This is a genomic window from Ruegeria sp. BB7 (assembly GCF_056539365.1).
On record NZ_JBQFUV010000001.1, the window covers coordinates 356,950 to 377,052 of the forward strand.

Genomic DNA, 20,103 nt, shown 5'->3' on the forward strand with positions numbered 1-20,103 from the left:
TATCTTTGGGCAGCCTTTGCGACGGCCCTCGCGCATCAAACACCCGTCGCCGGAATGCCCGTCCGCTCAACTGGTCGCGGCGCAGTCAACTCTTTCCAAGTGCTCAGCGCTTTGTTCACATGACCATTGGGTTCGCGTGCCACAAACTCACCATGCCCTTCAAGTGTACGAATTTCTCCGTCATGCACAGCCACCTGTCCACGAGTCAGCGTAAACCGCGGCAGACCTTTTACCTCTTTTCCCTCAAACACATTGTAATCGATTGAAGATTGCTGCGTCTCAGCACTGATCGTCTTGGTCTTTTCCGGATCCCAAACAACGATATCCGCATCTGCCCCGACAAGGATTGCACCTTTTTTCGGATAGCAATTCAAAATCTTTGCGATGTTTGTTGATGTAACAGCCACGAACTCGTTTGGCGTCAGGCGTCCAGTGTTGACCCCATGTGTCCACAGCATCGGCATCCGGTCCTCAAGCCCGCCAGTGCCGTTCGGAATTTTGGTAAAATCGCCCACACCAAATCGCTTCTGCTCGGTGGTAAACGCACAATGATCCGTTGCCACAACACTCAGCGTGCCAGAGTGCAGGCCATTCCACAAACTGTCCTGATGCTGCTTGTTCCGGAACGGAGGGCTCATGACGCGCCGCGCGGCATGGTCCCAATCCTGATGGAAATACTCGCTCTCGTCCAGCGTCAGATGCTGGATCAACGGCTCACCCCAAACTCGTTTTCCATTCATCTTGGCGCGCCGGATGGCCTCATGTGCTTCTTCGCAGGAGGTATGCACAACATAAAGCGGAACACCGGCCATATCGGCAATCATGATCGCACGGTTTGTTGCCTCACCTTCCACCTGCGGTGGGCGGGAATAGGCGTGCGCTTCCGGGCCGGTATTGCCTTCGGCCAACAACTTCGCGCTCAGCTCAGCCACGACGTCGCCGTTTTCGGCATGAACCATTGCAATCCCACCCAGCTCGGCCAGGCGCTTGAACGAGGCGAATAACTCATCATCATTCACCATCAGCGCGCCCTTATAAGCCATGAAGTGCTTGAACGTATTGATCCCGCGCGTCTCGATCACCGTTTTAATGTCGTCAAAAACCTGCTCCCCCCACCAGGTCACCGCCATGTGGAACGAATAATCACAATTCGCACGCGTCGATTTGTTGTCCCAGCGCTTCAACGCATCCAACAGGCTTTCACCTGGATTCGGCAACGCAAAATCCACCACCATCGTGGTGCCACCGGCCAGGGCCGCCCGCGTTCCGCTTTCAAAATCATCGCTGGAGTAGGTCCCCATGAACGGCATCTCCAGATGCGTATGCGGATCGATCCCTCCCGGCATTACGTAACAGCCGGTCGCGTCAAGCTCCTCATCACCTTTCAAATCCATCCCGATCTCGGTGATAACTCCATCTTCGACAAGGACATCTGCCTTGTAAGAAAGATCAGCGGTGACGACGGTCCCGTTCTTGATAACAGTGCTCATTTTAATCTCCCTGATGCGGTCTGCGCCGCTTGCTTCATCTGGCCAAAAATATCCCGGGGGAGTCGCCCGGCGGGCGACGGGGCAGAGCCCCCTACTCCACGATCTCAGCTGTCTCGACGACCGCATGAAACAGAACATCCGCCCCGGCCGCAGCCCAATCTTTGCTGATTTCCTCAGCCTCGTTATGGCTCAACCCGTCCACGCAAGGGCACATCACCATTGCAGTCGGTGCGACACGGTTGATCCAGCACGCATCATGCCCCGCGCCCGAGATGATATCCGTGTGGGAATAACCCAACCGTTCCGCCGCATCCCGAACAGCCGCAACGCAGCCCTCATCAAATTTCACCGGATCAAAGCCGCCCACTTTCTCGAATTCGACCTCAAGACCCATTTCGTTAACGATATCCTCGGCGGCCACACGCAGTCGGTTTTCCATATCCGTGATCACATCCAACTCCGGCGAGCGGAGATCTACCGTGAAAACCACCTTACCCGGGATCACGTTGCGCGAGTTTGGATAGACATCGATATGCCCTGCAGCCCCCACGGCATGGGGAGCGTGGGACCATGTGATCTCATCCACCTTCTCAAGAATACGCGCCATCGCCAGCCCCGCATTCTTCCGCATCGGCATCGGGGTCGAACCGGTATGCGCGTCCTTTCCTGTCACAGTGACCTGCGTCCAGCTTAGGCCCTGCCCATGGGTGACGACACCGATATCCTTCCCCTCGGCCTCCAGAATCGGCCCCTGTTCGATATGCAGTTCAAAGAACGCATGCATTTTGCGCGCACCGACCTCTTCCTCACCCCGCCATCCGATGCGCTGCAACTCATCTCCGAATTTCTTGCCTTCGGCATCCTCTCGATCATAGGCCCAATCTTGCGTGTGCATTCCCGCAAAGACGCCCGAAGACAGCATCGCAGGCGCATAGCGCGTACCTTCCTCATTGGTCCAATTGGTCGCCACGATCGGATGTTTGGTCTTGATCCCCAAATCGTTGAGCGTTCGGATGATTTCCAACCCACCCAGCACACCCAGCACGCCGTCGTATTTGCCGCCCGTCGGCTGCGTATCCAGATGCGATCCGACATAAACCGGCAAAGCCTCGGGGTCAGTCCCTTCCCGACGGGCAAACATATTGCCCATCTGATCCAACCCCATGGTGCAACCTGCATCTTCGCACCATTTCTGAAACAGCGCACGCCCTTCGGCGTCTTCATCAGTCAGGGTCTGGCGGTTATTACCCCCTGCCACACCGGGTCCGATCTTGGCCATCTCCATAAGACTGTCCCACAACCTGTCGCCATTGATCCTGAGGTTTTGCGCCGGAGCTGCCATCTGTATTCCCCTGTTGCTTGCGATTTGGCTCGCTTTTGGTGTCTTGATTTGACCATCTGGTCAAACTCACGCTATCACGGGTTCGAGATCAGTCAAGAAATTGCATGGCGCCGCCGGAATTTTCGGCATAATTGGCCCCCGCATGACGAAAAAAGAGACTCGCTGGAAACATGCCCAAGGATCGTGCCCCGACCCGAATTCAGAAAAAGAATCGTGCTGCGATTCTCGAAGCAGCTCTGAACGTGTTTTCCGCGCATGGATTTCGCGGTGCGACCGTGGATCAGATTGCAACCGAAGCCGGGCTGAGCAAACCCAACCTGCTGTATTACTTTCCATCAAAAGAGGCGATTCACACCGCCCTCCTCTCGGGCTTGTTGGAAACATGGCTGGCCCCGCTGCACGACTTGGATGCGGATGGCGACCCATTGGAAGAAATCCTCTCCTATATCCATCGCAAATTGCAGATGAGCCGCGAACTACCACGTGAAAGCCGCCTGTTTGCCAATGAATTGGTTCAGGGCGCGCCCCGCATTCACAATGCTTTGTCGAATGACCTCAAGGCGCTGGTCGACGAGAAAACCGCTATCCTGACAGAGTGGATGGATCAGGGCAAAATCGCGCGCCTGCATCCTTATCACCTGATCTTCTCGATCTGGGCCCTGACGCAACACTACGCCGATTTCGATGTGCAGGTGCGCGCTATTCTGGGAGACGAAGATCCGTTCGAGGGGGCCGAACCGTTCATCGACACGCTGTATCGCAAACTGCTGACACCATAGAAAAAGGGGCCGTTGAACGGCCCCTTCTTGTTTGTAACAGCCAAAATTATTCGGCGGCTTTTGCGATCGGATTGTTTGGATGCGTCGTCCAGTTGGCATAGTCGGGCTGCACCTCCAAACCGGTACGCGGATCAACCTCTCCGGCTGCCATTGGTTCCATCGAGATACACCCATCGACCGGGCAGACATCCACACACAGGTTACAGGCGACGCATTCGTCATCCATAACCTCGAACACGCGATCATCCGACATCGAGATCGCTTGATGGCTGGTATCCTCGCACGCAGCATAGCAGCGACCGCATTTGATGCACTGATCCTGATCGATCTTGGCCTTGGCTACGTAGTTCAAGTTCAAATACTGCCAATCGGTCACGTTCGGAACGGCCAGACCGACGATTTCCGAAACATCCTTGTAGCCCTTTTCGTCCATCCACTTGGACAGGCCAGCCGTCAGTTCATCAATGATCTTGAACCCATAGGTCATGGCCGCAGTGCAAACCTGAACGGTGCCGCATCCCAATGCCATAAACTCTGCCGCGTCGCGCCAAGTGGTCACGCCACCGATACCCGAGATCGGCAGTCCATGCGTGGCCTGCGCCCGCGAAATCTCGGACACCATCGACAGCGCAATCGGCTTCACCGCCGGGCCACAATAGCCGCCATGGCTGCCCTTGCCATCAATCGACGGCTCAGGGCTGAACGTGTCCAGATTAACGCTGGTAATCGAGTTGATCGTGTTGATCAGTGACACCGCATCCGCGCCACCATTCTTCGCCGCAGCTGCAGGTTTGCGAATATCAGCGATGTTCGGTGTAAGCTTCACGATGACCGGACGGTCATAGTATTGCTTGCACCAGCGTGTGACCATCTCGATATATTCCGGCACCTGCCCCACGGCAGACCCCATGCCACGTTCGCTCATTCCGTGCGGGCAGCCAAAGTTCAGTTCGATCCCATCCGCGCCGGTCTCAGCCACACGCGGCAAAATGGCTTTCCAAGCCTCTTCCTCGCATGGCACCATGATCGAAGCGATCAGCGCACGGTCCGGATAGTCGGCCTTGACCCGCGCCATCTCTTCAAGGTTCACCTCAAGTGGGCGATCGGTGATCAGTTCGATATTGTTCAAGCCCAGCAACCGACGATCCGCGCCATAGATTGCGCCATAGCGGGGCCCATTCACGTTCACGACCGGAGGCCCCTCGGATCCCAGCGTTTTCCATACGACACCGCCCCATCCGGCCTCAAATGCGCGGCGTACATTGTATTCCTTGTCGGTTGGCGGCGCCGAGGCCAGCCAAAACGGGTTCGGGCTTTCGATGCCCAGAAAGTTTGTCTTCAAATCAGCCATTTATCCGGCCTCCCTGATGCAGATCAGCATCTTCATCTTTTCCCAAATACTCACAGCGCAACTTCGCCACTACGCGGTCAGGCTCGCGTGAATATCCATCGCGGCGTCACGGCCTTCGGCCACGGCAGTCACGGTCAGGTCTTCTCCACCTGCCGCGCAGTCACCCCCGGCCCAGACGCCGTCCATCGAGGTACGTCCTGCCCCTGTCACAGCGATCTTGTTACCATCCAGTGCCAAACCGTCCGGTGCGCCCTCCAGCGTCTGACCAATCGCCTTGAAAACCTGATCCGCAGCCAAACGGATCGTTTCCCCTGTGCCTGTCAGCTGACCATCATAGCTGGAAGTATACTCCATTTCGATCTCGACCGCCGCCCCATTTCCGTGCACGGCGACAGGCTGCACATTGGTCATGATCTTGACGCCATGCGATGCGGCCAGATCCTGTTCGTATTTGCTGGCCCCCATGGCATCACGGCCACGGCGATAGGCGATAGTGACATGTTCAGCACCCAGCAGCTTGGACTTCACCGCCGCGTCCACGGCGGTCATACCGCCACCGATAACAACCACGTTGCGTCCCACCGGCAGGTGCGCCAGATCAGAAGCCTGACGTACATCCGAGATGAAATCGACGGCAAACCGAACACCGTCTTTCTCTGCCCCTTGCGCCCGCAGAGCGTTCACTCCGGCCAGCCCAATGGAAAGGAATACCGCGTCGTAATTCTCAACCAGACCGTCCAGCGAGATGCCCTCGCCCAGAACCGAGCCCGACTCGATGGTGATACCACCGATCTTAAGCAACCACTCCACCTCAGCCTGCGCAAAATCATTGGTCGATTTGTAAGCAGCAATACCATATTCATTTAGGCCGCCCGGCTTGGGCTTGCTTTCATGAATCACGACATCATGACCCAGCATCGCCAACCTATGTGCACAGGCGAGACCTGCAGGCCCTGCCCCCACTACAGCGATAGTTTTGCTGGTTAGTGCGGTCCGCGCAAACGGATGATCACCCGATGCCATCACGCTGTCCGTCGCATAACGCTGAAGGCGGCCAATCTCGACCGGAGCACCTTCGGCGGTTTCACGCACGCAGGCTTCTTCGCACAGTGTCTCGGTCGGACAAACGCGGGCGCACATTCCGCCCAGAATGTTCTGCGCCAGAATAGTCTCGCCTGCTGCTTCGGGTTGCCCAGCCTGAATCTGCCGCATGAAAAGCGGAATATCTATGTCAGTCGGACAGGCCGTCACGCACGGCGCGTCATAGCAGAAATAGCACCGATCTGCTGCCACGGCGGCCTCATGTGCGGCCAATGGTGGATGCAGATCCGTGAAATTCGAGGTCAGCTCATCGCTGGAAAGCCGCCCGGAAACAATGCCGGGGGCCATCTGGCCCTGTGCCATCGCTCTACTCCCTGTAGATATGTTTGTTATGATCTCAGCTTGCCACAATTAAATTTTTTATCAATTGGTAAAATTTATAAAATCACTAAAAACTCGAAAAACTCGGTCTTTTTGACCAAACCCTAACTAAAACCGCCTGTTTTTCTGGCAAATCGCGCCCCCAGATTACACAGGCAACCATGCGCAAGCCTCTATTCGCTTGCATTTCACACGATTGCGAAGCTTCCACGCATCTGGTTTTGACGGGCAATGCTACGTGCTGTAGGTCGAAGATAACCAGAGCAGCGCCGGTCAGCGGCCCCGAAACCGAAAGTCATCCGATGCAGGCCAGCACCCCAAAATTCAACATCGTCATCATCGGGCAAAACAACCGATTACAGTACGAAGCGCTTTTGCTTGCAGCCTCTCTGCGCCATAGTTCTCCGAATTTCACGGGACGATTGTTTGTTGCCGTACCACAGCCCGGCCCGCGATGGCAGCAAGACCCAAGCATCCAAAATAAAGACGTTCTTAAAGCTTTGCGGCAGTTAGATGCCGAAATACTGCCTTTCGACAATCACGTCTTTGGTCAAAGCTATCCCTACGGCAACAAGATCGAAGCACTGTTGGCCCTGCCCGAAGGTGAACCCTTTGTATTCTTCGACAGTGATACACTGATTACCGGAGATCTGACTTCTGTACCCTTCGATTTTTACCGCCCCGGCGCTTCGCAGAAAGTCGAAGGCACTTGGCCCAAGCCCACGCTCTACGGACCCGGATTCGATGGTATCTGGCGCGCCCTGTACCGCCGGTTTGGGCTGGATTTCGAAAGCTCGTTGGATACCAGTCAGCCGATAGATTACTGGCGGCGGTATTTGTATTTCAACGCAGGCTATTTCTTCTATTCCTGCCCGCGACGGTTCGGAGAGCGGTTTCTGGACATTGCCCGCACGATCCGGGATGAGGAAATCCCTGAACTGGCCGGGCAGAACCTTGACCCCTGGCTGGATCAGGCCGCCCTGCCGCTGGTCATCCATTCCCTCGGTGGCGGTCGTGATGCGCTGCCCCCGGGCCTGCTGGACGGATCGGTCACCTGCCACTATCGCCTGTTCCCACTGCTCTATGCGCGTGAGAGCGACCACGTGGTCGAAGTTCTGGAAACCGTGGTGGCCCCTAACCGGGTTAAAAAGGTGCTCAAGGGCTATGACCCGATCAAAAAGCTGGTTCTGCAGCGCAAGGGCCACAAGATCCGGGCGCTGTTCGACCGGGAAAACTTGCCACAACGAGAGCAAGCAATTCGTAATACCATCAGGAACAACGGCCTGTGGATGCGCTGACAGGGTTGTTGTGCGAAAGACTTCAATCGCCTAGAGATTCTGCAACACACATTCCAACAGGAGATTTTAAGGATGTCAGACGGCCCTACTTACGGTTTCGACACACTGCAGATTCATGCGGGCGCAAGGCCTGACCCGGCAACAGGGGCGCGTCAGACTCCGATTTACCAAACAACGGCTTACGTCTTCCGCGACGCTGATCACGCGGCTGCCCTGTTCAACCTGCAAGAGGTGGGCTTTATCTATTCCCGCCTTACCAACCCAACCGTGGCCGTTTTACAGGAACGCATCGCCACGCTTGAAGGTGGCGTTGGCGCGGTCTGCTGTTCCTCGGGGCACGCGGCGCAGATCATGGCGCTGTTCCCACTTATGGGCCCGGGCTGCAACGTCGTCGCCTCCACGCGTCTTTATGGCGGCACTGTTACGCAGTTCAGCCAGACCATCAAACGTTTCGGCTGGTCGGCCAAGTTCGTCGACACCGACGATCTGGACGCCGTCAAAGACGCAATTGACGAGAACACCCGCGCAGTGTTCTGCGAGTCCATCGCCAACCCCGGCGGCTATGTCACCGATATCCGCGCGCTGGCAGATGTGGCCGACGCAGCGGGCATTCCACTGATCGTGGACAACACCTCGGCCACTCCGTACCTGTGCCGCCCGATTGAACACGGCGCGACTCTGGTGGTGCATTCGACAACCAAGTATCTGACCGGAAACGGCACAGTCACTGGTGGCTGCATCGTGGATTCGGGCAAGTTCGACTGGTCGGCGAATGACAAGTTCCCCTCGCTCAGCGAACCGGAACAGGCCTATCACGGTCTGAAGTTCCACGAAACGTTCGGCCCACTGGCATTTACCTTCCACGGAATCGCAATCGGCCTGCGCGATCTGGGCATGACCATGAATCCGCAAGCGGCGCATTACACCCTGATGGGGATCGAAACTCTGTCCCTGCGGATGGAACGCCACGTAGAGAACGCTCAGAAGATCGCCGCCTGGCTCGAAGCCGACGACCGCGTAGAATATGTCACGTATGCTGGCCTACCCTCTTCGCCGTATCATGACCGGGTCAAAGCGCAGTACAAGAAGGGTGCCGGGGCACTGTTCACCTTTGCGGTCAAGGGTGGGTATGACGCATGCATCAAGCTAGTCAATGCGCTGGAAATCTTTAGCCATGTGGCCAATCTGGGCGACGCGCGGTCGTTGATTATTCACTCAGCCTCGACCACGCACCGCCAACTGACACCCGAACAGCAAGAGGCTGCAGGGGCCGGACCGGGTGTCGTTCGAGTGTCCATCGGCATCGAAGACGCTGACGATCTGATTGCCGATCTGGATCAGGCGCTGGCCAAAGCTACGGCTTGAATGATGAGCGGACACGACACCAACGACCTGGGCCAACCCATCGGCCAGCCGGTTTCGGGCGATTTTCCACGCCCGACACCGCCGTACACTCCGATGGTCGGCCAATATTGTTCCGTCGTGCCGCTGGACGTCAATCGGCACGCGCCCGGGCTGTACCGGGCGTTCGCCAATGACACGGACGGTCGCAGCTGGACTTATCTGCCCTATGGGCCGTTTGACAGTGAACAGGATTTTGTTGACTGGACCCGCGCGAGCTGTATCGACGCCGATCCGATGTTCCACACCGTGTTGGATAGAAATGACACGCCTGTTGGCATGGCCTCGTTTCTGCGGATTGAACCAGCGGCGGGCGTGGTCGAAGTTGGCCATATCCACTTTTCACCCTTGCTGCAGCGCAGTCCGAAATCAACCGAGACCATGTTCCTGATGATGCGCCGCGCGTTCGACGAGTTGGGATATCGCAGGTACGAATGGAAATGTGATGCATTGAATGCCCCATCCTGCCGCGCGGCTGAGCGCTTGGGCTTTACCTTCGAGGGCATTTTCCGTCAGGCGACCCATTACAAAGGCCGCAATCGGGATACGGCCTGGTACTCGATCCTCGACACCGAGTGGCCCCGTATTCGCACCGCGTTCGAGGCCTGGTTGTCTCCGGACAATTTTGATCAAGCGGGCCAACAACGCGAACCGCTGAAGGCCCGTGCTGAGGGTTAATCGGAAATCCCGAATTCCATCGACACATTAACTGAGACTGATACCTCGCCACCCGCTACGGGGACGCCACCACCTTCAGCCATGGCCATGGCACGCATCTGCGGCGCAGGACGGACGCCACCTACCAGTTCGCTGATTTGCTGAACTTCGCCCAAGGAAACGTTGGCCGCCTGCGCCAGTTGCTCGGCTTTTGCGGTCGCCTCGGCCACAGCCTGGGCACGCGCCTGCGCCTGTAGTGGTGCAGGATCCTGCACGCCAAAGCTCAGCCCCCCAAAATTGTTGGCCCCGTCATGAATAACTGCATCCATGATCGTTCCAAGTTGCGTCAGGTCACGAACGCGGACCTGAACATTGTTGGAGGCGAAAAAGCCGGAAATCTCGGGCCGTTCGCCGCTTGAATTGTTGCGCCCGGACCAGACCGGAGACAGCGACAGATCGCGGGTCTGCACGTCCCGGGCTTCGATCCCCAAGTCTTCCAACCGTTTCAGAATCTGCGCCACTGCATCGGATGTCGCCTGCATCGCAGTTGACGCTTGCGGATCTTCATTCGTCACCCCCAATGTTATGGTTGCCATGTCAGGCGCGGCCTGAACAGTGCCGACGGCATCCACCGTGATGCGACGTTCTTCCGCATGGGCCAAACCTGCTGCGGTCACGGCCATCAATGCGGCCAGAAAAGCGATTTTCTTCAAGGTCTTCCCTCCAAATTCCTCATAACCAACATGGGGACAGCACGGCCCGTTGAACAAGGGGAAGCTTTGGCTTTTTCTTTCCCTCGGCGGGTTCCTGCTTTAATGTCAGCCTGCGGACGAGAAGTCGTTTGCATTGATGCTGACAATTATGGTTCCACGGGAATATGAAACCCGCCTTTGCGCTGTCTTTTTCTTCAACCGCAATATCTGTGCACCACCAATCGGATGACGATTGGTTCTGTATTGGTGAGGTTGCTCTGGACGCGCCAGACTTGAACGCGCAGTTGCACGCGTTGCGGGACAAAGCCTTTGCCTTGGAAAACAATCTAAGCTGCAAACTCGTGCTTCCAACTGATCAGGTTCGCTTCGTGTCGGCAGAGGCAGACGGGCAAACGTCCGAGGAAAGCACGCGTCAGATGCAAGCTGCGCTGGCTGAATCCACACCCTATTCGATTGATGAGCTGGTCTTTGACACAGCAACGGTCGGCACCACCACCTATTTGGCCGCCGTCACAAAACAAACATTGGACGAGGCGCGCGATTTTGCATCCGAGCACGGTTTCGCTCCGGTTCAGTTCGCCGCCGAAGCCGAGCCTGAAGATTTCCCGACCGAAGCGCTGTTTCTGGCACCTGAAGGTCCGGTAAGCCCAAGTGAAACCTCCCCCGAGACAGATGCAAACGAGGCGACCGATCCGACGCCGACGGCCCACCCCATTGCGGATATGACGCCCCCAGAGGCGTTCCGGTCGGCACCAGAAGCTGGCGCTCGCGCCAAAGCGACCACAGATTTGCCTGCAAAACGTTACGCTATCCCGGCAGCAGTTGCTTTAACCGTTGTCGCGGCATTGGGCATCTGGGCGCTGAGTGGGTCGGATAACGCTGACCAGCCGATCCCACAAACAGCCCAAACCGACGACAACCCTCTGGCAAAGGATACTCAGCCAGAAATCGTTGCGGAGGTCTTGAGCGAAACCGAAGAGCCTCCCCTAGAAACCACCGAAGTAGACGCTGATGCCGCCTCATCCGAGCCTAGCCTGCCAGATTCTACCGAGGCGCCTCAGCCCGAACTGTCACCCACGGATGCCGCGATCCTTGAGGCGTTAAACGTCGCGCCCACAATTGTCCAAGAGGTCACTCGCGACCCGGAACCACAGGGCCTTCCACCTCAAACCGGCATGTCCGTTTCAGTCCCTGCGTCACTGGCAGCCCCGGCACTTCACAGTGAGGAAGAGCCCTATCTGGCCTCCGTCGACAACTCCAACTTATCCAATGATGCCATTGCCTTGCCCCCGGTCGAAAGCTTTGACACCGACGCCCTCTTTGAGCAGGTCGCGCCGCCCGGCGTTGCGGGCACCCGGTTTGAACTGGATGATCGTGGTCTGGTCACACCCAGCGTTGAAGGCACACCAAATCCAGCAGGGGTTACTGTTTACCTTGGCCGACCGTCAAAAGTACCGCCCGAACCGCCTGTACGTTTCGAGCAGGAACCCGAACCTGAAGGCACCTCGGACAGGCTGGCCGAGCTGCGCCCGAAACCGCGCCCTAGCAACCTGATTGAGCGTTTCGAGCGGCAGCAATTGGGCGGTCGTACGCGTGAGGAGCTTGCTGTTCTACGCCCCAAGCAGCGCCCCGAATCCCTGCAGCAAAAAGTAATCGACTACACTCCAACCGCTCTTGCCGTCGTCCGCGTACCACGCCCAAAACCGCGCCCTGCGGGGTTGGCACCATCCTCGGGAACCCAAACCGCCAACCTGGGCTCAACGGCTGCCATTGTTCAGGACGAGGCTGGGTCGTTCCAGCCCAAGGCTGTTGCACCCAAAATCCCATCTACCGCATCCGTCGCGCGGCAAGCGACGATCGACAATGCGCTGAACTTGCGCAAACTGAACCTGATCGGAGTCTACGGCACGCCTGCCAATCGCCGGGCCCTGGTGCGCTTGCCCAGCGGCCGATACAAAAAGCTGAAAGTCGGCGACAGGCTGGATGGCGGTAAGGTAATCGCGATTGGCGATACTGAGCTGCGCTATCAGAAAAAGGGTCGGAACGTGACGCTGAAAATGCCGCGCGGGTGAAGGTTTGGGCGGGTTACCTCGCCCAAATTGGTTTAAGTTACGAAATCAAGCTGCTGTAATCTCACCACTTTTAATCTGCTCTCGCTCAATGGATTCGAACAGAGCTTGAAAGTTCCCCTCACCGAATCCGTCATCACCTTTACGCTGGATGAACTCGAAAAATATCGGTCCGATCACGGTTTTTGAGAAGATCTGCAAAAGGATCCGAGTCTCACCACCGTCCAGAACGCCTTCGCCGTCGATCAGAATTCCGTGTTTCATCATCCGGTCCAGCGGTTCTTCGTGATCCGCAACACGGTCTTTGGACATATCGTAATATGCCTTGTTCGGGCCAGGCATGAACTTCAGTCCCTTTTCGGCAATCGCATCGGTCGAGGCATAGATGTCTTCACTGCCCACCGCGATATGCTGAATCCCCTCGCCCTTGTACTTGTTGAGGTAGGATACGATCTGCCCGGTTTCACCCCGATCCTCGTTGATCGGAATACGAATACGTCCGCAAGGCGATGTCAGGGCACGACTGTATAGGCCGGTGTATTTGCCCTGAATATCGAAAAACCGGATCTCGCGGAAATTGAACAGCTGTTCGTAGAACTTGAACCATTTGTCCATATTCCCGCGATAGACGTTATGCGTCAGGTGATCGAGGTAATAGAACCCATCACCGCGCGGCTTGGATTTTGAAGTCCATGTGAACTCATGGTTATAGGGTGAAGTGTCATGGTACTGGTCGATGAAATAGATCAACGATCCACCAATCCCCTTGATCGCCGGCACATCCATCACCTTATCCGCCGTATCATAGGGTTCGGCACCTTTGGCTACTGCATGTTCATAAGCTTTCTGCGCGTCCACTACGCGCCAACCCATTGCGGGGGCACACGGGCCGTGTTCATCCACAAAACGGGCAGCAAAGCTGTTGGGATCCGCGTTGAGAATATAAGTCACGTCGCCTTGCTGCCAAAGTTCGACTGCGGGCTTGTTCGTATGATGAGCAACTTTTTCGAACCCCATCTTGGAGAAAAGATCGCGCAATGCCTGCGGGTCAGGGTGTGCAAATTCTACAAACTCAAACCCGTCAGTTCCGACAGGGTTTTCCTTGCTGATGGTGGATTTCGGGGCGTTATGAGGGAAAGGGCCCATGGCGCTTCTCCTTGAAACAGGAATTTCTTTGCTGATTCTAAAATATGCCTTATCTTGCGCTGTTTCTGCGCATAGTATCCGTGTAAACTAAAGGTGTGTGCGCTGAATCCGCATCATTTGACCAATTTATGGAGAAAATCCGCATATGCTGGATTCCATCGACATGCGCCTGCTGTCTGCGCTGCAGGTTGATGCCCATCTGACGGCGCATCAACTTGGCGACTTACTGAACCTGTCAGCCAGCCAAGCCGGACGGCGGCGGCAACGGCTTGAGGCCGAGGGCTACATCACCGGCTATGCAGCAAGGCTGGACCCGCTGAAACTCGGACTACATGTACAAGGATTCGTTCAGGTGCATCTGGGCACCCATGGCCCCGAACAATCCGAGAGTTTCGCGCGGATGGTGGACACCCGCCCCGAAATCACCAGCGCCTGGACGATGACCGGAGAGGCAGATTATCTGCTGCACGTCTATTGTGATGACCTTGCAGCGCTCAATCGCTTGCTTCATCAGGTGATACTGCCGCATCCTGCGGTGGCACGGGTTCAAAGCCAGATCGTGATGGACCAACTGAAACGCGACGCCCCGTTGCCCACCTGACCTGACTGAAAGGACCAACATGGACGACTTCCTCTACCAGGCTTCGATCTATCTGGCTGCTGCCGTGATCGCCGTGCCGTTATCGGCCCGTCTGGGGTTGGGGTCCGTGCTGGGGTATCTGGCCGCCGGCATCGTTATCGGCCCCGTGTTCGGCCTTGTCGGAGCCGAAACGGAAAGCCTTCAGCACGTGGCCGAATTCGGCGTGGTCATGATGTTGTTCCTCATCGGTCTGGAACTAGAGCCGCGCGCCCTGTGGGATATGCGAGACAGACTTTTGGGGCTGGGTGGATTGCAGGTCGGCTTGTCCACCGCAGCCATCGCCTGTGTCGCCATGTATGCCAACCACCCCTGGTCGGTTGCCTTGGCTGTCGGGCTTACGTTGTCTCTATCCTCAACAGCGATTGTGCTTCAGACCCTGTCCGAGAAAGGTTTGATGCAGACCAATGGCGGCAGAGCCACGTTTTCGGTGCTGCTGACACAGGATATTGCCGTCATCCCCATTCTGGCCCTGCTGCCCCTGCTGGCTTTACCGGCCATACCTCATATCAACCAAGACGGATCTATCGACCGCGGCGTCAAAGACCTGCATGACACCGCACATCACAGCCTATCCCTGGTCGAAGGGCTGCCAGGATGGGCCGTTACACTTGTCACCATCGGCGCCATTGCGTTTGTCATCCTTGCGGGCGTCTACCTGACCCGTCCTCTATTCCGCTTTATCCATGCCACCCGCCTGCGCGAGATGTACACTGCGCTGGCCCTGATGATCGTTGTCGGAATTTCCTTCCTGATGACACTGGTTGGCCTCTCGCCTGCTCTGGGCGCATTTCTGGCCGGTGTGGTTCTGGCAAGCTCGGAATTCCGGCACGAAATGGAAAGTGACCTTGAACCCTTCAAGGGTCTGTTTCTGGGTCTGTTCTTCATTACCGTTGGCGCAGGAATCGACGTTGCCTATTTCTTCAATGACCCGTTGGAGCTGTTTGGGTTAGCGCTTCTTGTGATACTGACCAAGGGGGCCATTCTTTTCTTGGTAGGACGTGCGTTCAAGCTTCGTGGGCGGGATCACTGGCTGTTCACTCTCGGCCTTGCACAGGCGGGGGAGTTTGGCTTTGTCCTGCTGGCCTTTTCCACGCAGCAAAACGTCATCCCTCCTGATCTTTCGCAGAAATTGCTGATGATCATTGCCCTGACCATGCTAATCACGCCGCTGTTGTTCATTATCTACGACCTTCTGTCCCGGCGGATCGGTGAAGGAACGCCGCAACAGGAACCAGACGAGATTGATGAGAAAGGCCCGGTGATCATCGCTGGTATCGGGCGTTTCGGGCAGATCGTAAACCGCTTGGTCCGCGCCAGCGGCTTTAAGACGGTTGTTCTGGACCATGACATCGAAACCGTTCAGCTCATGCGTCGTTTTGGGGTCAAAGGGTTTCTGGGTGATCCCACGCGGCCTGAATTGCTGCGCGCAGCGGGGCTGGAAAAAGCGGCCGTTCTGGTCGCAGCAATGGACGACCGAAAGACTGTAACACGTCTGGTAAGCTATGCACGACGCCAGCGTCCGGATCTTCACATCATCGCACGCGCCCATGACCGCACCCATGTGTACGAGCTGTATCAGGCTGGCGCCAACGATATTGTGCGCGAGATGTTCGACAGCTCACTTCGGGCCGGTCGTTATGTGCTCGAGAATGTCGGCCTTAGCGAATATGAGGCCGCGCAGGCCGAGCAAACCTTTTATCATCACGACCGCGAGTCGATCCGCGATCTGGCCGAGCTTTGGATCCCGGGTACACCAACGGCAGAGAACAAGAAATACATCGAACGTGCCCAGCAATTCGAAAAACAGCTGGAAACCGAGCTGCTGGAACTGGCTGAAAAACACGATCAGAAATCAGCCTGATCCGAATACTCGGATCAGGCCAACTATGTTATCCGTCTGAAACTCCTGCCTCAGCAAAGGTAGCCATGCCCGAATGGCAGGCCACCGCACTTTTCAGGATATTGATGGCCAGCGCGCCGCCGGACCCTTCACCCAGTCGCAGACCAAGGTTTAACAGGGGTTGCTTGCCAAGTTTTTCCAGCACAGCGCCATGGGCGCCCTCGGCGCTTTGATGTCCTGCAACGGCATGATCCAGCGCCCCGGAAGAGGCATCCGCCAGACAGGCTGCTGCGGCTGAGCAGATGAAACCGTCCAGAATAACTGGAATGCGCAGAATGCGAGCCGCTGCGATAGCTCCGGCCATGGCCGCAATTTCGCGCCCACCGAGGCAACGTAGAATATCCAACCCATCGCCGGCATTCGCATGCAAAGCAACGCCTTCAGTCACCACGCGGGTTTTGTTGGCCAGACCAGCATCATCAACCCCGGTTCCCCGCCCAGTCCAATCTGCCGCGTCTCCGCCGAACAGAGCGCAAGCGATAGCAGCGGCTGGGGTGGTGTTGCCGATACCCATCTCGCCGACCACCAGTAGATCGGCATCCGGGTCAACAGCATTCCAACCGGTGCGCAAGGCAGACAGTAACTCGGCTTCGGTCATGGCTGGTTCGGTCGTGAAGTCAGCCGTTGGGCGGTCCAACTCCAACGCATGCACATCCATTGTCGCGCCTGCGGCTTTCGCCAATTGGTTGATCGCGGCCCCGCCATGTTCAAAATTCATCACCATTTGCACGGTTACTTCTGGGGGGAAGGCAGACACACCCTGCGCCGTGACGCCGTGGTTCCCGGCAAACACAATGACCTGCGGGGCGGCAATCTGCGGGCGGGCATCCCCACGCCAGCCAGCATACCAAATTGCCAGATCCTCTAGCCGTCCCAACGCGCCAGGCGGTTTGGTCAGTTGGCCATTGCGGTCAGCGGCCTCTTGCAGCGCAGTTTCGTCCAGACCCGGGGCTCGAGTCAGAGCATCACGGAAGGTTTTCAGATCAATAAGTTCGGGCAGCATCTAAAGCCTCGTTGCATCAGAGTGGTCCTGTGTGTTTAACCGAAGCGTCCAAACCAACAAGACCCTGAAAGGCGCAGGAGTGCATAAAAACGACACCAACCTGTTTTCCGCATGGGATATTCCTTTGGCGCTGGTCCTGTTGACCCGCCTACCCCTGCCACGCCTGCCCGAGAAAACCTTTGCCCGGCAGGCAGATGCCGCATGGGCCTTTCCCGTTGTCGGGCTGATCGTCGGCGCATTGGCTTGCGTGGTCGGCTGGGTTGCAATGGCGCTTACCCTTCCCGCAATAGTCAGCGCGGTTGTCGTAATTGCGGTTCTTGTCATGACCACGGGTGCCATGCACGAAGATGGATTGGCCGACACTGTGGATGGGCTTTGGGGAGGTTTTAACCGAGAGCGGCGGTTGGAAATCATGAAAGACAGCCATATCGGCACCTATGGGGTTTTGGCGCTGATATTCTCGCAGCTCGCGCGGATCACCCTGATCTCGGCCCTGCTAATCGGCGAAGCTTATGCCGCGATTCTTGCCGCCTGCATCCTGTCTCGTGCGTTCATGCCGGTTTTGATGACGAACTTACCGAATCCAAGGTCCAGCGGCCTGAGCCATTCGGTCGGAGGGCCACGTGCTGTGACAACAATCACGGGTCTCGGGCTGGCTCTGATTTTCGCCCTGTTTTTAATGGGTGTCAGCGCCTTGTGGCCCACTGCCGTTGCCGCACTGATCGGCGCGGGACTAGCCGCCACGGCACGAGCCAAAATTGGCGGCCAGACTGGCGACATTCTGGGCGCAACCCAACAAGTGACCGAGCTTGCGTTTCTGGCAATAGCAGTTGCCGCGCTTTAAGATGTACCGCCGGTCTCGATCCTCAGAGTTCCTCCGCAGTGCTTACAATGCACAGCGTCCGGGTCATGACGGTAAAGGCCGCAGCTTGGGCATTTATGGCGCACTTTCTGAGGCATGAATATCGCCTGCGCCAGGCGCACGAACAGAGCCACCCCGACAACCATGATGAACACCGAAAATAGTTTGCCACCCGGTGTCGCCAGGGTGACATCCCCGAACCCGGTTGTCGTCAGTGTCGCCATAGTGAAATAGAGCGCGTCGATATAAGCGTGCTGGCTATCCTCGGGAATGAAAAACACCAAAACCGCCGTCGAGGTCGCGAATACAAACACCAGCAAGTTGATGGCCGCAATAACTGCGTCTTCGTGCGTTCGGAAAAACTGACTGTCACGCCTCAGATCCCGAAGCAGGTGATAGGAATGGATCAGCCTCAAGGCGCGCAAAATCCGAACGAATGCCAAATTCCCGGGCAAAAACGGATCAAGCAACAATGAGATGATCACGACAATATCGGCCAGCGTGTAGATTTTGCGTAGAAGCCTCCAACGGTCCTTCGCAATCCACAGCCGCGCCAGAAAATCCAACAGAATGATAAAACCGACAGCCAAACTGGCAAAGGTAAGTCCCGGTCCGTGAGGCATATTTGCCGTCGACACGAAAAATACAATCGAGACCGCGTCAAACAAGATCAGGCAATATCGGAACCAGACCGAAACCGGCTCATGCGCGATGTATAGAAACTTAACGGTTTGCTTCAGTCTATCCATGTATCCGCCTCTGGTTGTTGAGAAATTAGCGGCAAAAGCAGATTTCACCAAGACCAGACACGAAAAAGGCCGCTCCCAGCAGGAGCGGCCTGAACTTCAGGTTTCCGAGCTTTTAAGCGGCGCGCGAGGTCAGAACCTCATCTACTTGCTTCGCAGCCGAAACTTCACCGGCGCCAGACACGGCAGCCACTTCGCGCGTCAGGCGTTCCAGCGCAGCTTCGTACAGCTGACGCTCGGAATAGCTCTGCTCGCGCTGGTCGTCGGTGCGGTGCAGGTCACGAACCACTTCGGCAATCGAGATCAGATCGCCCGAGTTGATCTTCTGTTCATACTCCTGCGCCCGGCGGGACCACATGGCGCGTTTCACCTTGGCCTTGCCTTTCAGCGTTTTCATCGCCTGGCTGATAACATCAGGCGAGCTGAGCGAACGCAGGCCGGATTCAGTGACCTTGTTGGTCGGAACGCGCAGAGTCATCTTGTCTTTTTCAAAGGAGATGACGAACAGCTCAAGCGAATATCCCGCGACTTCCTGTTCTTCGATCGAGATGATCTGACCCACGCCATGCGCGGGGTAAACAACGTAATCGTTGGGGCGGAACTCAAGCTTTTTCGACTTAGACATACAGGTTCATCCTTGGTTACAGAGCGAGACACGGACGACAAAATACCCAAGCCGGAGCCGCGTTCGGCCCCGTCAGGCGGTTATTTTGTCACTAAATCAGAACTCCAAAGCAATCATACTTACGGAGCACATCCCCATCTCATTCATCATTCTGCTTACAAGTGTATCACAATTTTACGACGCCCGAAAGGTCACGCCCATTGCCAGTCGTGAAACCTTATGTTTTTCAAAACGCTGAGACTTGTTTCTATACCTGAACCGACGAGTTCAGAGTGCGAATCGCTTAGCCACCTTCGCCGGGCGCTTCTGAGAAATACTTCTCCATTTTGCCCTCTTCGCCGTCGCGTTCCTCTGCCTCGGGCAGCGGATCTTTCTTGGTTACGATCACCGGCCACTGTTCCGAGAACTTCCGGTTGAATTCGACCCACTGGTCCATTCCCGGCTCAGTATCGGGACGGATGGCGTCAGCAGGGCATTCGGGTTCGCAGACACCGCAATCGATGCATTCATCGGGATGAATGACCAGCGTGTTCTCACCTTCATAGAAACAATCCACCGGACAAACTTCGACGCAGTCGGTGTATTTGCAGGCGATACAGTTTTCGGTGACGACATAGGTCATGGTCGGAATCCCATTTACGGTTTGGGCGTCTAGCTAA

General features: G+C 56.6%; 18 protein-coding genes. 8 read left to right on the forward strand and 10 right to left on the reverse strand.

Translation table 11 applies throughout. From position 1 onward, the window contains the following. Positions 1-35: 35 nt before the first annotated feature. On the reverse strand, positions 36-1,490 hold the full coding sequence (hydA, locus tag ACR0D7_RS01785; RefSeq protein WP_480677484.1) for a dihydropyrimidinase: 1,455 nt from the start codon (positions 1,488-1,490) through the stop codon (positions 36-38). A gap of 91 nt (positions 1,491-1,581) precedes the next feature. Continuing rightward, positions 1,582-2,832 carry a Zn-dependent hydrolase gene (locus ACR0D7_RS01790; RefSeq protein ID WP_480677485.1) on the reverse strand — a complete coding sequence of 417 codons (1,251 nt, stop codon included), beginning with the start codon at positions 2,830-2,832 and terminating at the stop codon, positions 1,582-1,584. Positions 2,833-3,002: 170 nt separating this feature from the next. Here ACR0D7_RS01790 and ACR0D7_RS01795 point away from each other — a divergent pair, with 170 nt between their 5' ends. Continuing rightward, on the forward strand, positions 3,003-3,611 hold the full coding sequence (locus ACR0D7_RS01795; RefSeq protein ID WP_170381443.1) for a TetR family transcriptional regulator C-terminal domain-containing protein: 609 nt from the start codon (positions 3,003-3,005) through the stop codon (positions 3,609-3,611). Between the two features lie 46 nt (positions 3,612-3,657). Here ACR0D7_RS01795 and preA read toward each other — a convergent pair whose 3' ends face one another. Both preA and ACR0D7_RS01805 read right to left on the reverse strand, forming a co-directional pair. Next, the gene (gene preA / locus ACR0D7_RS01800; protein ID WP_480677486.1) at positions 3,658-4,962 is read right to left on the reverse strand and encodes an NAD-dependent dihydropyrimidine dehydrogenase subunit PreA; all 1,305 of its coding nucleotides are present in this window, start codon (positions 4,960-4,962) and stop codon (positions 3,658-3,660) included. A 69-nt stretch (positions 4,963-5,031) separates the two neighbouring features. Next, the gene (locus ACR0D7_RS01805) at positions 5,032-6,366 is read right to left on the reverse strand and encodes an NAD(P)-dependent oxidoreductase (protein WP_480677487.1); all 1,335 of its coding nucleotides are present in this window, start codon (positions 6,364-6,366) and stop codon (positions 5,032-5,034) included. A gap of 320 nt (positions 6,367-6,686) precedes the next feature. On the opposite strand from ACR0D7_RS01805, the gene ACR0D7_RS01810 reads away from it, so the two are divergent. From ACR0D7_RS01810 to ACR0D7_RS01820, 3 genes are all read left to right on the forward strand, one after another. After that, entirely contained in the window at positions 6,687-7,682 is a 996-nt protein-coding gene (locus tag ACR0D7_RS01810) for a hypothetical protein (RefSeq protein ID WP_480677488.1), read from the forward strand. 72 nt (positions 7,683-7,754) lie between these two features. Continuing rightward, on the forward strand, positions 7,755-9,047 hold the full coding sequence (locus tag ACR0D7_RS01815; RefSeq protein WP_170381447.1) for an O-acetylhomoserine aminocarboxypropyltransferase/cysteine synthase family protein: 1,293 nt from the start codon (positions 7,755-7,757) through the stop codon (positions 9,045-9,047). A 3-nt stretch (positions 9,048-9,050) separates the two neighbouring features. Further along, positions 9,051-9,761: a GNAT family N-acetyltransferase gene (locus ACR0D7_RS01820; RefSeq protein ID WP_480677489.1), complete on the forward strand. Its 711-nt coding sequence runs from the start codon at positions 9,051-9,053 to the stop codon at positions 9,759-9,761. On the opposite strand, the gene ACR0D7_RS01825 is transcribed toward ACR0D7_RS01820, so the two are convergent. Beyond that, complete coding sequence (locus ACR0D7_RS01825) at positions 9,758-10,453, reverse strand: SIMPL domain-containing protein (RefSeq protein WP_480677490.1); 696 nt, start codon at positions 10,451-10,453, stop codon at positions 9,758-9,760. The two genes, ACR0D7_RS01820 and ACR0D7_RS01825, sit on opposite strands and share 4 nt — an antisense overlap. Before the next feature lie 164 nt (positions 10,454-10,617). Here ACR0D7_RS01825 and ACR0D7_RS01830 point away from each other — a divergent pair, with 164 nt between their 5' ends. Beyond that, the gene (locus tag ACR0D7_RS01830) at positions 10,618-12,525 is read left to right on the forward strand and encodes a hypothetical protein (protein ID WP_480677491.1); all 1,908 of its coding nucleotides are present in this window, start codon (positions 10,618-10,620) and stop codon (positions 12,523-12,525) included. A 45-nt stretch (positions 12,526-12,570) separates the two neighbouring features. Here the strand turns inward: ACR0D7_RS01830 and hppD are convergent, their stop codons facing one another. Further along, positions 12,571-13,668, reverse strand: coding sequence for a 4-hydroxyphenylpyruvate dioxygenase (gene hppD / locus ACR0D7_RS01835; RefSeq protein ID WP_480677492.1), 1,098 nt, complete (start codon positions 13,666-13,668; stop codon positions 12,571-12,573). Between the two features lie 145 nt (positions 13,669-13,813). On the opposite strand from hppD, the gene ACR0D7_RS01840 reads away from it, so the two are divergent. Both ACR0D7_RS01840 and ACR0D7_RS01845 read left to right on the forward strand, forming a co-directional pair. Continuing rightward, the gene (locus ACR0D7_RS01840) at positions 13,814-14,269 is read left to right on the forward strand and encodes an Lrp/AsnC family transcriptional regulator (protein WP_170381452.1); all 456 of its coding nucleotides are present in this window, start codon (positions 13,814-13,816) and stop codon (positions 14,267-14,269) included. Between the two features lie 19 nt (positions 14,270-14,288). Further along, positions 14,289-16,169: a monovalent cation:proton antiporter-2 (CPA2) family protein gene (locus tag ACR0D7_RS01845; RefSeq protein WP_170381453.1), complete on the forward strand. Its 1,881-nt coding sequence runs from the start codon at positions 14,289-14,291 to the stop codon at positions 16,167-16,169. 28 nt (positions 16,170-16,197) lie between these two features. On the opposite strand, the gene cobT is transcribed toward ACR0D7_RS01845, so the two are convergent. After that, positions 16,198-17,211: a nicotinate-nucleotide--dimethylbenzimidazole phosphoribosyltransferase gene (gene cobT / locus ACR0D7_RS01850; RefSeq protein ID WP_480677493.1), complete on the reverse strand. Its 1,014-nt coding sequence runs from the start codon at positions 17,209-17,211 to the stop codon at positions 16,198-16,200. Between the two features lie 79 nt (positions 17,212-17,290). Here cobT and cobS point away from each other — a divergent pair, with 79 nt between their 5' ends. Continuing rightward, positions 17,291-18,055 carry an adenosylcobinamide-GDP ribazoletransferase gene (gene cobS / locus ACR0D7_RS01855; protein ID WP_480677494.1) on the forward strand — a complete coding sequence of 255 codons (765 nt, stop codon included), beginning with the start codon at positions 17,291-17,293 and terminating at the stop codon, positions 18,053-18,055. Here the strand turns inward: cobS and ACR0D7_RS01860 are convergent. From ACR0D7_RS01860 to fdxA, 3 genes are all read right to left on the reverse strand, one after another. Beyond that, positions 18,052-18,822 (reverse strand): ion channel, encoded by a 771-nt coding sequence (locus ACR0D7_RS01860; protein WP_480677495.1) that lies wholly within the window; start codon positions 18,820-18,822, stop codon positions 18,052-18,054. The two genes, cobS and ACR0D7_RS01860, sit on opposite strands and share 4 nt — an antisense overlap. A 112-nt stretch (positions 18,823-18,934) precedes the next feature. Then, positions 18,935-19,444 (reverse strand): CarD family transcriptional regulator, encoded by a 510-nt coding sequence (locus ACR0D7_RS01865; RefSeq protein ID WP_170381457.1) that lies wholly within the window; start codon positions 19,442-19,444, stop codon positions 18,935-18,937. 283 nt (positions 19,445-19,727) lie between these two features. Beyond that, positions 19,728-20,066: a ferredoxin FdxA gene (gene fdxA / locus ACR0D7_RS01870; protein WP_037307404.1), complete on the reverse strand. Its 339-nt coding sequence runs from the start codon at positions 20,064-20,066 to the stop codon at positions 19,728-19,730. Positions 20,067-20,103 lie beyond the last annotated feature (37 nt).